The organism is Marinobacterium sp. MBR-109 (assembly GCF_040547565.1).
In the GTDB taxonomy this organism is placed as follows: Bacteria; Pseudomonadota; Gammaproteobacteria; order Pseudomonadales; family Balneatricaceae; genus Marinobacterium.
Genome location: NZ_JBEPPZ010000003.1, coordinates 232,065 through 245,146, shown reverse-complemented (window position 1 = coordinate 245,146; position 13,082 = coordinate 232,065). Strand labels below are relative to the sequence as shown.

Genomic DNA, 13,082 nt, shown 5'->3' with positions numbered 1-13,082 from the left:
CCCCGCTGACCTTCAGCCAGAGGCCCCGCCAAAGTGGCAACCGACAACCTGACAGCGATACCGGAGAGTGAAATACCGCTCCTGTACCAGCCCCGTAACGGGCGTTATGACGAAGCTTGTGGGGCCGATGGTACTGTACGCCCGCACTGGAAGTACCTTCTTGACTCTCTGAATCAACTGGGCAGTCGCGGGTTGCAGTATCGCCAGCACAAGGCGCAGCGAATCCTGCGCGATGACGGCGCCAACTACAATATGGTTGGCCAGCTGCAAAAAAGCCGTGTCTGGGGGCTCGATCCCGTTCCACTGCTGATCGACAGCGAAGAGTGGAGCCGTATTGAAGCGGGTCTGAGCGAACGTGCCGAGCTGTTCGACCTGATTCTGCGTGACCTGTATGGCCCTCGCGAACTGATCCGCAGCCGGATATTGCCGCCTGAACTGATCCTCTCGCACAGCGGTTTCTTGCGCGCCTGTGAGGGGCTTGCCTTACCGGGTGAACAGCAGCTGATCCTGCATGCGGTCGATATGGTGCGCGGCCCAGACGGTCAGGTACAGGTGGTTGCAGACCGCACGCAGGCACCCAGCGGAGCTGGCTACGCGCTGGAAAACCGCATGGTCATGTCACGCATTCTGCCGAGCCTGATCCGCGACAGCCAGGTGCACAGGCTGGCCCTCTTTTTCCAGGCACTCAGACGCAAGCTCAACAGCCTGTCGCCCAACGGCGGCACCCCCCGGGTCGTCATACTCACCCCCGGCGCCTACAGCGAAACGTACTTCGAACACACCTATCTTGCCAACTACCTGGGCTATTCGCTGGTACAGGGTGGAGACCTGATCGTACGGGACGGTTTCGTCTGGATGAAATCCCTCGACGGCCTGCACCGCGTCGATGTCATTCTGCGCCGTGTCGATGACATCTGGTGTGACCCCGTAGAGCTGCGTGGAGACTCCCATCTGGGTGTCCCCGGCCTCCTGGAAGCGACCCGTGCCGGTAATGTGGTCATTGCCAACCCTCTCGGCACTGGCGTGCTGGAAAACCCCGCCCTGCTCAAATACATACCGCAGATCAGCGAGTTTTTCCTGGGCCATCAACTGACACTGCCCAGCGTGACCACCTGGTGGCTGGGCGATCCTGCCGACCGGGAATATGTTCTGGCCAACCTGAACACGCTGATTATCAAAAGTACCAACCGCAGACCGGGTCAACACAGCATCTTTGGCGGTCATATTGATGCCAAGGGCCTGACGCAGTTGAGGCGTGAACTGACCCTCAACCCAACCGCCTGGGTCGCACAGGAAGCGAACCTGCCTTCGACGTCGCCCTCATTGCAGAAGGGCGAACTAAGGCCCTGCCCTACGGTGCTGAGGGGGTTCAGCGTCGCCGATGAGGGGTCCTACACGGTGATGTCCGGCGGGCTGACGCGCGTATCCAGCTCTGACAAACAGATGATGGTCAGCAATCAGCTCGGCGCCACCAGCAAGGACACCTGGGTGCTGGCGTCTGAGCCTCAACGCCTGACCACCCTGCGCGAGCAGCAAACGCCGCTGCTGACAGGCGAGCAAAGCAGTAACCTCCCCAGCCGCGTGGTGGAAAACCTGTTCTGGATGGGCCGTTATTCCGAACGTGCCGAATACTCAACTCGACTGCTGCGAACAACCTTCATGCAGCTGAACAGTGTTAATACATTACCGGACAGCGTTCGACGCCAACTGTTGTGCAGTGTCACTGAAGTCACCGGAACGCAACCCGGCTTCAAGCAACTTGACTCGCCAGCGTTTCTGGACCCCGAGGCCGAGCTGCTGAACGTCATTCTGGACAGCAGCCGCTTCGGCAGTGTCAGTGCCAACCTGCTTGCCATGCTGAACTGCACGGAAGAGGCGCGAGAAATGCTGTCCGGTGACACCCACCGAGTATTGAGCGACCTGCGTGACACCATCACAGAGCTGCCCGCACAATTGCAGCCTGACAGCCTTTCAGTACCCGAGGAAGCACTCGACCCCCTGATTACCAGCCTGCTGGCACTGTCCGGGCTGACTCAGGAGAGCATGATACGCGGCTTTGGCTGGCGCTTCCTCGAAATGGGACGCCGTCTCGAACGCACCCTGCAAAGCACACTGCTGTTCCGTGCCTTGCTGGTGCCTGCCCTGGACGATGATGCTGAAGAGCAGTTGCTGGAAGCTGCCCTGATGTGTGGCGAAGTACTGGTCACCTACCGTCGTCGGTATCGCAGCCAGCCCGAGTTGCGCAACGCACTCGTGCTGCTGCTGCTCGACCGCAGCAATCCACGCTCGCTGCAGTATCAGTTGGACCAACTGACCCAGCATCTCTATGAACTGCAGGGCGGCGCCTCCACTTCGCTGCTGAGCGAAGAGCGCCGCCTGCTGCTTGAAGCCCGCACTCTGCTGCAGCTGTGCCGGGCCGAGCAGCTGGCCGAACTGGATGCCGAGGGTGGGCGCACGGCACTGGATCAATTGCTCTGTCAGCTCTACACCCTGCTGAACGAGACCGCGACCCTGATTGCGGGCCATTACTTCGAGCATCAGCGCAATCCGCAGCAGCTGGTCAATACCAGCTGGAGTGACGACGAATGATCTACCGTATCCGCCACATTACCCGCTACGAATACGAAAATCCGGTGAGCCAGTGTTTTAACAAGGCTCACCTGTTGCCGCGTGATACGCCCTCTCAACGCTGCCTGGACAGTTTGGTGAACATTTCGCCACGCGCAGACTGGCTGAGTGAGCGTACCGATTACTTCGGCAACCGCTATTGTTATTTCATGCTGCAGGAACCGCATCGATCACTGGAAATCGACATTACCAGCCGCATCGATGTCACGCCGGGACAGCCGGAAAACGCACTGGATCTGGGCTGCAGCATCACCGAAGCCCTCGCCAACATTGAAGCCGACAAGGATGAGGCGACCCTGCTGGCACGGGAATATCTGCTCGACTCACCGATGATCCGTGCCAGCCAACAGTTGCGCGAATATGCCACCCCCAGTTTTACGCCCGACAGAACGCTGCTGTCGGCGGTACGTGACTTGACCCAACGCATCTTCGAAGATTTTACCTACGATCCAGAGTTTTCAACCATCGCCACCCCGTTGCACGATGTGCTCAAGCACAAGCGAGGTGTGTGTCAGGACTTTGCACATCTGGCAATTGGCTGCCTGCGGGCACTGGGTTATCCGGCGCGCTATATCAGCGGTTATCTGGAAACCCTGCCGCCTCCGGGACAGAAAAAGCTGGTGGGCGCTGATGCCTCTCACGCCTGGTTTGCCGTGTATTCACCGGGTGATGGCTGGTTCGAGTTCGACCCCACCAATAACAACATGCCAGCCGGGCAACATATCGTCACCGCCTGGGGCCGCGACTATGCCGATGTCACGCCACTGCGCGGCATCATCTTTGATGGCGGTGGCAGTCAAACGCTGGAGGTCTCGGTGGATGTCGCCCGGCTGCCTGGTTGATTAATCGGCAACACCCTGGCCCAGACGGGCCAGTCCATATCCGCTTCGTCATCTGCCACGCCAGCCGTTTATTCATCCACAGGAGCGTCTGGTCGTCGCTTGATGCGCTGGCTATGATGATAGCCTCCGTGAATAACAAGAGAGTTCCATGGCAATTTACGAATATGACGGCCAACGTCCCGATGTGGACGACAGCGCTTACATCCACGAACAGGCAACCCTCATTGGCCAGGTAAAACTGGCTCCCGGCGCCAGCGTCTGGCCCCAGGCCGTACTGCGAGCTGACAACGAACCCATCCATATCGGTACCGGCAGTAACGTGCAGGACGGTGCCGTACTGCATACCGACCCCGGCTTTCCGCTGGAAGTGGGCAAAGGGGTGACCATCGGCCATCAGGCAATGTTGCATGGCTGCAGCGTGGGGGAGAATTCCCTGATCGGCATTCAGGCCGTGATTCTGAACGGTGCCAAAATCGGCAAGAACTGTCTGGTAGGCGCGGGGGCATTGGTGACCGAAGGCAAGGAGTTTCCCGATAACTCACTGATTCTGGGCAGCCCAGCCAAGGTGGTGAAGACCCTGGGCGAGGATGCCATTAAGGCGCTGCGTGCCAACGCCCAGTCCTATGTCGGCAAGGCGAACGAGTACCCGAGCAAGCTGAAACGGATAGACTGAAGCCGGTTAAAACTAGACACTCAGTCTAATACTGCAGATAATTTCCGCATCCATGAACAGTGAGATGCCATGCAACCCAGCCATCCCGACAAGCCCGTGCGCCGCCGTGGTCGTCCACCCAAGGACAGCGCACGTCCCTTCGCCGAAACCCGACAGGCCCTGATTCAGGCCGGTCTCGCGATCCTGACCGAAAAAGGCTACTCCGCCGTTGGCATCGACCCGATTCTGCGTTCGGTTAACGTGCCCAAGGGCTCGTTCTATCACTATTTCAAGAGCAAGGAGGACTTTGGCCAGGCGCTGATCGAGGCCTACGCCGAGTACTTCGCCCGCAAGCTGGATCGTTTCCTGCTCAATTCCGACATTGCCCCCCTGCAGCGATTGCGCAATTTTATTGATGATGCCGGTCAGGGGATGGCCCGCCATGCGTTTCGGCGTGGCTGTCTGATCGGTAACCTGGGTCAGGAGATGAGCCTGTTGCCGGAGTCATTCCGCCAGCAGTTGAGGGCCGTTTTCGAAGACTGGCAACAGCGTACTGCCCGCTGTCTGCGTGATGGTCAGGCTCGGGGAGAGATCGCCGCCGACCTGGACTGCGAGCGTCTGGCCGCCTGGTTCTGGATCGGTTGGGAAGGTGCCGTGCTCAGAGCCAAACTGGATGCCTCAACACAGCCGCTGGAAATTTTTGCCGAAGGCTTCTTCCAACGGCTGCAACAGTGAACGACAAGGGGCGCCCCTGGCACCCCTGACTGGCTGAGTCAGCGCGGCTGACGACCGAGGCTGTAAAACTCGTCATTCGGACGCATGCTGGTCACATTCGCCATGCGGTTGGAGAGGCCAAAGAAGGCACGAAACTCCTCCGGTCGGTGTGCCAGCACCAAGAATACATTGGGCACAAAACCGGCCTTTTCCTGCACCGCCAGAATCCGCTCACGGATATCCTCCGGCATATCGGCCAGCTCAGGCACCGGAAAACGGCTGATGGCGTGCTGCGTTACCTCACTCATTGCGACTCTCCTGATTGTCGGGAATCAGATCCCTGATCATTATTCGCCGGACACCGGCACCACGATACGGCCGCGAATCTGCCCTTTCATCATCAGCGGTGCCTGATCAAGCACCTGTTCAAACGGCACTTCGGTGATCAGCTGTTCCAGCTTGTTGATATCCAGATCGGTTGCCAGACGCTGCCAGGCTTCCAGACGGTCAGCCTTGGGTGCCATCACGCTGTCGACACCGACCAACGTCACACCGCGCAAAATGAAAGGTGCCACTGTCGACGGGAAGCCCATACCGGCTGCCAGACCACAGGCGGTGACAACACCGCGGTATTTCATCGCTGCGCAGACGTTGGCCAGTACCTGGCCACCCGCCACATCAACCGCACCGGCCCACTGCTCTTTAGCCAGGGGACGTCCTTTCTCGCTGTACTCGGCACGATCAACAATACTGGACGCGCCCAGCATCTTGAGGAATTCCGCTTCTTCAGGGCGACCGGTCATGGCGGCCACTTCATATCCCAGTTTGGCCAATACGGCGACCGCAACACTGCCGACGCCACCGGCGGCACCGGTGACCAGAACCGGGCCGTCTTCAGGTTTCACGCCCTGTTTTTCCAGCGCCAGCACACAGAGCATGGCGGTATAGCCTGCAGTGCCCAGCCCCATCGCCTGACGCGGGGTGAAGGGTTCCTGCAGCGGCACCAGCCAATCGCCCGGTACGCGGACCTTCTCGGCCAGACCACCCCAGTGTTTTTCGCCCACACCCCAGCCGTTCAGCACCACCTGATCACCCGGCTTGAACTGCGGATTGTCTGAGCTTTCCACGACCCCGGCAAAGTCGATCCCCGGCACCATCGGGTAACTTTTGGCGATGGGCGCACTGCCAGTCAATGCCAGTGCGTCCTTGTAGTTCATGGTGGAATACGCGACACGAATGGTCACGTCTCCCTCGGGCAGCTGTGACTCATCCAGATCCTTGAATGCCACGGTCTGCTGATCATCCACTTTGTCGAGTACGATAGCCTTGAACATGAGTCCTCCTGCTGAGAGACGGGCGCCGGGAACCGGTGCAATGAATTTATTAGACGACTGTCTAATTAATGCCGTAAAAGCACGCATCTGTCCAGCAGTTTAGTCTAAAGCCGTACTTTTTTTCCGACCTCGAGCTGCACAGGCACCACCTGTCCACCTGCACCGGTGCCTTCTCTCGCGGCCTACTCCAGCAGAAAATTGCGCCGGCCTTCTCCTTCCAGAGCCTCGGCGTCACCGGATTCGTCCTTTAGCTCGACACCGGAGAGTTTTCGTTTGAGTGATTCCCTGACCAGCCACAGCAGACGTTCCGCCGCATCCTCCGGCGAGATGCCGGCCGGGCGGATATTGGAGATACAGTTGCGGGCGGCATCGGTCAGGCCCACGCGTGGGTGATAGGTGTAGTAGATGCCCAGACTGTCCGGCGAGCTGAGTCCCGGGCGTTCGCCTACCAGCAAAATGACCACACGACTGTCCAGCAACTCGCCCACTTCGTCACCCACGGCGACGCGCCCCTGTTGCACGATACACACCTGAGTGCGACTCAATCCTGCAGCGGCCAGGCGCCGGTCAATCTCGGCCGCAACACGGGCAGCATGACGCTGCACGGCGGTGGAAGAGAGGCCATCGGCGATCACAATGCTGGCATCCATCGATGGCTGCTGCTCGCTCACCTGTTTCAGCCGCGCTGCCGAATCCGCATCCAGCCGCCGCCCCTTGTCCGGCCGCTGCAGGTAGGTTGCGCGATCCTCCGCCTGACTGTGCAGCAACAGGCTCTGCAGCCCGGCTTGCATCAATTCAGACTGCAGCTGTTTCACATCCAGCGGTATATGCACGGCATCCCGGGCACGGGCATGGGCCTGCTGGAACTCAAGTTGAGACGTGGTGGGCTGACTGATGCCGCTGCGGCCGAGTCCGATGCGGGCATCGGTATGGCGGCGCAGGCTGGCCCAGCTGTTGGCAATGACGATCCGATCTTTATCCACAGGTTTGTTGTCCACGGCCCGGGCTCCTTATAACCTGCCCTGAAGATGTGCAAAGGCCGCCGGCAGTGTCGAGCCGCTGGCCAGCCGCTTGTCCGCACCGAAAATGCCCATCTTCTCCAGCCAGGCGGCAAACTCAGGCGCCGGCGGCTTGTTCAGCACCTCACGCACATAAAGGGCATCGTGAAAGGAGGTGGTCTGGTAGTTGAGCATGATGTCATCGGAGCCGGGAATCCCCATGATGAAGTTGATCCCGGCCACGCCCAGCTGGGTCAGCAGCATGTCCATGTCATCCTGATCCGCTTCGGCGTGGTTGGTGTAGCAGATGTCACAGCCCATCGGCAGGCCCAGCAATTTGCCGCAGAAGTGATCCTCCAGACCGGCGCGGATAATCTGCTTGCCGTCATACAGATACTCGGGGCCGATAAAGCCGACCACAGTGTTCACCAGCAGCGGATCAAAACGGCGCGCCACGGCATAGGCGCGGGCTTCGCAGGTTTGCTGGTCAACGCCATGATGGGCATTGGCCGACAGTGCACTGCCCTGCCCGGTTTCGAAATACATGACGTTCTGGCCCACCGTGCCGCGACCCAGCTCCAGCGCCGCCCTGTGCGCCTCGTCCAGAATCGACAGGTTGATGCCGAAGCTATCGTTGGCCGCCTGAGTACCTGCGATCGACTGGAACACCAGGTCTACCGGCGCGCCCCGGTTGATCGCTTCCAGATGGGTGGTGACGTGGGTCAGCACGCAGGATTGGGTCGGGATTTCGTAGCGCTGGATCACCTCATCGAGCAGCTGCATCAGCCGAGTCACCGCATGGTAATTGTCGGTGGCCGGGTTGATGCCGATCACCGCATCGCCATTGGCATAAAGCAGACCGTCCAGCACGCTGGCGGCGACACCGGCCGGGTCATCGGTGGGGTGATTGGGCTGCAGCCGCGTGGACATTCTGCCGCTCAGGCCGATGGTGTTGCGAAAGCGGGTCACCACCTCGGTTTTCCGCGCCACCAGAATCAGGTCCTGTATCCGCATGATCTTGGACACGGCGGCCACCATTTCAGGTGTCAGGCCAGGTGCCAGTGCCCGCAGCGTATCGCGGCTGGCATGGTCAGACAGCAGCCAGTCTCGGAAATCGCCCACCGTCAGGTGGGCAACCGGCGCAAAGGCTGCGGCATCATGGCTGTCGAGAATCAGCCGGGTCACTTCGTCCCGCTCATAGGGGATCAGTGCCTCATTGAGAAAACGTTTCAGCGGTACTTCAGCCAGACAGCGCTGGGCCGCCACTCGCTCGGTCGCGTTCTCGGCCGCAACGCCGGCCAGACAATCGCCGGAGCGCAGGGGCGTCGCCTTGGCCATCAGGGTTTTCAGGTCGTTGAAGCGGTAACGGGTCTGGCCGATGTCGATGTGATCGCTCATTCATTTCACCCTGCAGCTGGTCTGATCGACAGGTGTAAGAAGTGTGGCACAGATACTGGAAGGGAAACGGGATGGCCAGCGGCCATCCCGGTACGTTTTACAGATGCTTGTCGAAGGATGCCTTCTCATGCTTCATGATGCTTGCGTTCAGAAACAGATAAACACCGACAGCAGCAGCCAGACTGATCGCAATGCCGGTCGGGCTGTCCGAGAAGGTGAAATAGGCGGCTACGTTTTCCCAGCTGGTAATGGGACTTGAAAACATATCGTGCTCCTTGGTGCATTGTGCACCCGTTTTGGGGTCATGTTGAATTTAACGAGGCGCTGCCGGGCAGCGCCGATTCAGATGAAGCTCAGACCAGTTTTTCCTGACCCGGCTCCAGCGTATTCTCAATAATCGCCTGTGCCGGCAGCGACTCCGGGTAGGGCTTGGCCGGGATTTCGACCAGATCCAGACCGAGCACCTCTACCTGAGGCGGTACACGCAGGGCATTCAGTTTCTTCAACACATAGGAGATGCCCCAGCCCGGAATGAAGCCGGTCAACGCCATGACGATGGCCCCGATCAGCTGTCCGCTCAGCGTGATGTCCGGCAAATCGCCCACGTTCGGGTAGGACGAAGCGAACACGCCCACCATCACGACACCGTAGAAGCCGCAGAAACCATGCACCGCAACCGCACCTACGGCATCATCAACACCCATCTTTTCGATCATGCGACCCACCACCGGCATCAGCGCACCACCACTGGCGGCAATCACAAAGGCCAGGCCCGGGTAGTAGAGATCCAGACCCGCTGCCACGGTGATGATCCCGGCCAGGCCACCGGACATGGTCCAGAATGGCTCACGCGAGGTCAGGTAGGCACCGATGACACCACCGGCAAAGCCCATCAAGGTGTTAAAGCCGAAAGCCGACAGGTTGGTCGGGTTACCATAGATCGTGGTCCAGCCGGTTTCGCCACCATTGAAGATGATGCAGCCACCCAAAAAGCCAAAGAAACCGACGATGATCATCATCAGACCGATCAGGGACATCGGCAGGCTGTGTGGCGGGATATACATCGCGACACCATTCTGGAACTTGCCGACGCGCGCGCCCAGGTTCATCAACACACCCAGTGCGAAGAAGCCGGCCACCGCATGTACCACACCGGATGCACCCACATCGTGATACCCCAGCTTGGTCAGCAGCCAGCCTTCCGGGTGCCAGCCCCAGGCGCCGGCCAGAATCCAGACGGCGGAGCCGAGAATGGCCGCCAGAATCAGGAAGGCACTCAGGCGGATACGCTCGATCACCGCACCCGACAGAATGGAGCCGGTCGTGGCACCAAAAAGTGCAAACGCGGCGAAGAAGATACCGGTCCCCATATCCTGAACATCAGGCCCCATGCTCAGACTCCAGGGCAACGCCGCAGAAGCATCGATCGGAATCAGGCCGTTCGGGAAGGCGTTGTAGATCCACCAGCCGAAGAAGTAGAAGGTTGTAATGATGACTGACAGGGTCAGTATGTTTTTCATCCCTGACGTCAGGGCATTCTTGACGCGCGATGCGCCGATTTCGTATGCGAGGAATCCGGCGTGAATCATGAACATGATGGCGGTGCACCACCAGTAGAACACTTCCACATTCATCGCTTGATGCATTTCGAAGGTCGCTTTGAGCGACTCCACGGTTTCCACAGTCATGGGCTTGTCCTCATCTGTGCAAAAGATCCACCTTCTTCATGCTGCATCGCAGCAAAAAGATCAGAGCATCCTTGCTCTTCAGTGATATTTATTTCCTGATAAGAAAAAGCAATGCATGTGCCAACTCGTTGAATACACCCTGTTAAAAACCGCAAATAAATCGTATCTGTATGTTTTACATTGTAATTTTATTTTGAACTTTATTAATAACAACAACTCTAATTAAAGTTATCCACAGGTCATAAATACACGCGTGCTTTATAGATGAGCCTTTTTGCATCTGCGTGCACCTGTATTGTTCACCAAACAACCAGTCATAAAAAAAGCGTCCCTTGGGACGCCGTTCCTGCAGAGTGAAATAAACTCTCAACTCCTGACCCTGATCCGCTCCGGATCATGGAAAGGCAGAGCCTGGATCTGAGCCGGCAACCGCTTCTGCAATCCATCCAGCTGCCCCACCTCAAGCCGGGTACCGGGCTCGGCCCAGGCCGGCTGCACTCGACACAGGGCGATCATCTTGCCCAGCAGGGGCGAGGCCGTTGCGCTGGTTATCTGACCAACCGGCATGCGACCGTCGTATACCAGATCGCCATGATGCACCGGCTCATTGCCATCCAGCACCAGACCGACCAGCCTCTGCCGACTTTCCGGTGCCTGACGCTGCAGGGCGGCCCGTCCACTGAAATCTTCCTCCTTGGTTTTCATCGGCACGGTAAACCCGATTCCCGCTTCATAGGGGTTGGTCTGGTTACAGAATTCGTGTTCGGCAAAGATCAGGCCCGCCTCAATTCGCAGCATGTCCAGTGCATCAAAGCCGAGCGGCGCCAGGCCATAGGACTTCCCTGCGTCCCAGATGGCATCCCACAGCGCAGGACCGTTGTCGGGATGGCACCAGACTTCAAACCCCAATTCACCGGTATAGCCGGTACGGGATACCATCAGCGGAATGCCTTCAGGCCCGCCCAGACGCCCAATGGTGAAGTGGAACCACTTCAATTCACTGACCGACGTGCGGGTTTCAGGCTGCCAGATCAGCTCAGACAACAACGCGCGGCTTTGAGGCCCCTGCAGCGCCAGATTGTGCAGCTGATCGGTGGACTCACGAATACTGACCCGATCTCCGCGCTGCGCTGCCAGTTCGCGTAACCAGGTACCGCTCCAGGCATCGCCGCACACCCAGCGAAATGCCTGCTCGCCCATGCGAAACAGCGTGCCATCATCCACCATGCCACCGGTTTCAAAACAGGCCGCCGAGTAGACGATTTCACCCACCGCGAGCCGGCGCACATTGCGGGTCAGGGCATACTGCAGCAAGGCTTCGGCATCGGGGCCAACGACTTCAAACTTGCGCAGGGGCGACAGATCCATGACGGCGACGGACTCGCGACAGGCCAGATATTCGGCACGGGCACCCCAGCCTTCAAACTCGGTGGGCACCCAGTAGCCTCGATATTCGGCAAACTGTTTGGTCAGTTGTGAAGTACGGCTGTGAAAAGCGGTCTGTCGAGTCATGCGTGGTAACTCCTCAGGCACCACGCGGTGGGCGATGGCACGTTCAAATGTATTGTCTGCCGCATACACGCGGACATGAATGTCGGTAGGGGTCCAGCCGTTGGCCGGGTCGATGTCATCAGGGCAGGCCGAGGATGCACAGATCAGGTCGCGATTGGCCCGCAGCAACACGTAGTCACCGGGACGAGACCAGGGCTCGTCCATGCCCATGGTGCCGCAGGGTTGCACTGTTGTGTTGAAGAAGAAATTGATCGCGGGCCAGCCGGAACGCGGTGCCACGCCATAGTCCTTCAATGCACGGTTGAAGTTATCCGTACAGCTGACATGACCGAAGTAACCACTGTCCTCGTAATACTTGGGCGTACAGGCCAGCAAAAAACTGTCATGCCGTCCGACCGTGTCCTGCACCAGCTCAAGCATCGGCTGCAGGCGATTATCGGCAAAACGCGAATAGAGACCCGGCTGTGGCAAGGCATGTCCCGCCAGGGTCCGCGTCGCCACCGCATCCAGAGTGACCTCTTCGCCTCTTTCCAGCGCCTCGGCATCGAAGGCGATGAAGTCAGAGCACTGCTTGCCCGCCACATCGATGATCTGGATCCATTCACCCGCCCTCACCCGATAAACGCGCGCACTGCTGTGGGGAATATGAATATCCTGCAGCGTCTCTGCCAATGGGTCCGGCAGTTCGGGTACCCGATCCGGCAACAGCCAGAGTGACACATTCAGCTCGGTCGACGGCTCTTGCTGCTCCGGCAACATGTCAGTGCCGGGTGCCACCAGAATCAGGTTGATTGGACCGGTTTCCCCAGTGGCCGAGATCATGCAGGGCAGCTGATCGGCATCCAGATGCAGCGCCTGCTGCAGCTGTTCGTCGGCAACCCCCCAGCCCTTAAGCTGCGAACGCAAACGCCTGGCCGAAGCGCTGTTCTGCTGCAGTTGCGCCTGCATCACCGGCGCACCCGCTGCCGCCAGCGCCAGATCCAGCCGGTCACAGGGAGCGTGTCGACTGTCATCCAGCATGATCAGCTCACAGCACTGCTCCCCATCCGGACTGTCAATCTGCATCTGTTCACCCGGCAGTAGCGTGACCCGTATCGCCTGTTGCGGTGCCACTCGCCTGCCAAGCGAAGCAGGTGGAGCGCCTGCAACCAGGTCGTATAATTGCGTGTTCATACTGTTCACCCTCAGCAACTGTCATCCGCATGGCCCGCGCCACTATCCGGTGCACACGGAATCGCCATGCCCTGTTGTGTGGCCTCTTTTACAACCGGACAGGCCGGCACGACCACATCTATTTTCAGTAAAAATTCTTTACT

At 59.0% G+C, this 13,082-nt stretch carries 10 protein-coding genes and 1 pseudogene; 4 read left to right on the top strand and 7 right to left on the bottom strand.

Annotation, left to right across the window (positions count from 1 at the left end; genetic code table 11):
* Positions 1–33 precede the first annotated feature (33 nt).
* From ABIE60_RS06095 to acuR, 4 genes are all read left to right on the top strand, one after another.
* Positions 34–2,589, top strand: coding sequence for a circularly permuted type 2 ATP-grasp protein (locus ABIE60_RS06095; RefSeq protein ID WP_354468553.1), 2,556 nt, complete (start codon positions 34–36; stop codon positions 2,587–2,589).
* Positions 2,586–3,470 (top strand): transglutaminase family protein, encoded by an 885-nt coding sequence (locus ABIE60_RS06090; RefSeq protein ID WP_354468552.1) that lies wholly within the window; start codon positions 2,586–2,588, stop codon positions 3,468–3,470. Before ABIE60_RS06095 ends, ABIE60_RS06090 begins: the two co-directional genes overlap by 4 nt.
* Positions 3,471–3,618: 148 nt before the next feature.
* Positions 3,619–4,143 carry a gamma carbonic anhydrase family protein gene (locus ABIE60_RS06085; protein ID WP_354468551.1) on the top strand — a complete coding sequence of 175 codons (525 nt, stop codon included), beginning with the start codon at positions 3,619–3,621 and terminating at the stop codon, positions 4,141–4,143.
* Between the two features lie 69 nt (positions 4,144–4,212).
* Entirely contained in the window at positions 4,213–4,857 is a 645-nt protein-coding gene (gene acuR / locus ABIE60_RS06080) for an acrylate utilization transcriptional regulator AcuR (RefSeq protein ID WP_354468550.1), read from the top strand.
* Between the two features lie 119 nt (positions 4,858–4,976).
* Here acuR and ABIE60_RS06075 read toward each other — a convergent pair.
* The 7 genes and pseudogenes from ABIE60_RS06075 to ABIE60_RS06045 all read right to left on the bottom strand — a co-directional run.
* A pseudogene (locus ABIE60_RS06075) lies at positions 4,977–5,144 on the bottom strand (peroxidase-related enzyme); the annotation flags it as partial.
* A 39-nt stretch (positions 5,145–5,183) separates the two neighbouring features.
* A complete protein-coding gene (gene acuI / locus ABIE60_RS06070; protein WP_354468549.1) occupies positions 5,184–6,170 on the bottom strand; it encodes an acrylyl-CoA reductase (NADPH) in 987 nt (328 codons plus the stop codon).
* Between the two features lie 182 nt (positions 6,171–6,352).
* Positions 6,353–7,168: an ethanolamine ammonia-lyase subunit EutC gene (gene eutC / locus ABIE60_RS06065; RefSeq protein WP_354468548.1), complete on the bottom strand. Its 816-nt coding sequence runs from the start codon at positions 7,166–7,168 to the stop codon at positions 6,353–6,355.
* Between the two features lie 12 nt (positions 7,169–7,180).
* Complete coding sequence (locus tag ABIE60_RS06060) at positions 7,181–8,566, bottom strand: ethanolamine ammonia-lyase subunit EutB (protein ID WP_354468547.1); 1,386 nt, start codon at positions 8,564–8,566, stop codon at positions 7,181–7,183.
* A 97-nt stretch (positions 8,567–8,663) separates the two neighbouring features.
* Positions 8,664–8,831 carry a hypothetical protein gene (locus tag ABIE60_RS06055; protein WP_354468546.1) on the bottom strand — a complete coding sequence of 56 codons (168 nt, stop codon included), beginning with the start codon at positions 8,829–8,831 and terminating at the stop codon, positions 8,664–8,666.
* An 88-nt stretch (positions 8,832–8,919) separates the two neighbouring features.
* Complete coding sequence (locus tag ABIE60_RS06050) at positions 8,920–10,254, bottom strand: ammonium transporter (protein ID WP_354468545.1); 1,335 nt, start codon at positions 10,252–10,254, stop codon at positions 8,920–8,922.
* A gap of 366 nt (positions 10,255–10,620) precedes the next feature.
* Positions 10,621–12,939 carry a DUF1989 domain-containing protein gene (locus tag ABIE60_RS06045; protein ID WP_354468544.1) on the bottom strand — a complete coding sequence of 773 codons (2,319 nt, stop codon included), beginning with the start codon at positions 12,937–12,939 and terminating at the stop codon, positions 10,621–10,623.
* Positions 12,940–13,082 lie beyond the last annotated feature (143 nt).

What these genes read in the sequence shown, in the direction of transcription:
- ABIE60_RS06090 (WP_354468552.1), top strand. Translation starts at nt 2,586, where the DNA reads ATGATCTACCGTATCCGCCACATTACCCGCTACGAATACGAAAATCCG.
- ABIE60_RS06085 (WP_354468551.1), top strand. Translation starts at nt 3,619, where the DNA reads ATGGCAATTTACGAATATGACGGCCAACGTCCCGATGTGGACGACAGC.
- acuR (WP_354468550.1), top strand. Translation starts at nt 4,213, where the DNA reads ATGCAACCCAGCCATCCCGACAAGCCCGTGCGCCGCCGTGGTCGTCCA.
- acuI (WP_354468549.1), bottom strand. Translation starts at nt 6,170, where the DNA reads ATGTTCAAGGCTATCGTACTCGACAAAGTGGATGATCAGCAGACCGTG.
- ABIE60_RS06060 (WP_354468547.1), bottom strand. Translation starts at nt 8,566, where the DNA reads ATGAGCGATCACATCGACATCGGCCAGACCCGTTACCGCTTCAACGAC.
- ABIE60_RS06055 (WP_354468546.1), bottom strand. Translation starts at nt 8,831, where the DNA reads ATGTTTTCAAGTCCCATTACCAGCTGGGAAAACGTAGCCGCCTATTTC.
- ABIE60_RS06050 (WP_354468545.1), bottom strand. Translation starts at nt 10,254, where the DNA reads ATGACTGTGGAAACCGTGGAGTCGCTCAAAGCGACCTTCGAAATGCAT.
- ABIE60_RS06045 (WP_354468544.1), bottom strand. Translation starts at nt 12,939, where the DNA reads ATGAACACGCAATTATACGACCTGGTTGCAGGCGCTCCACCTGCTTCG.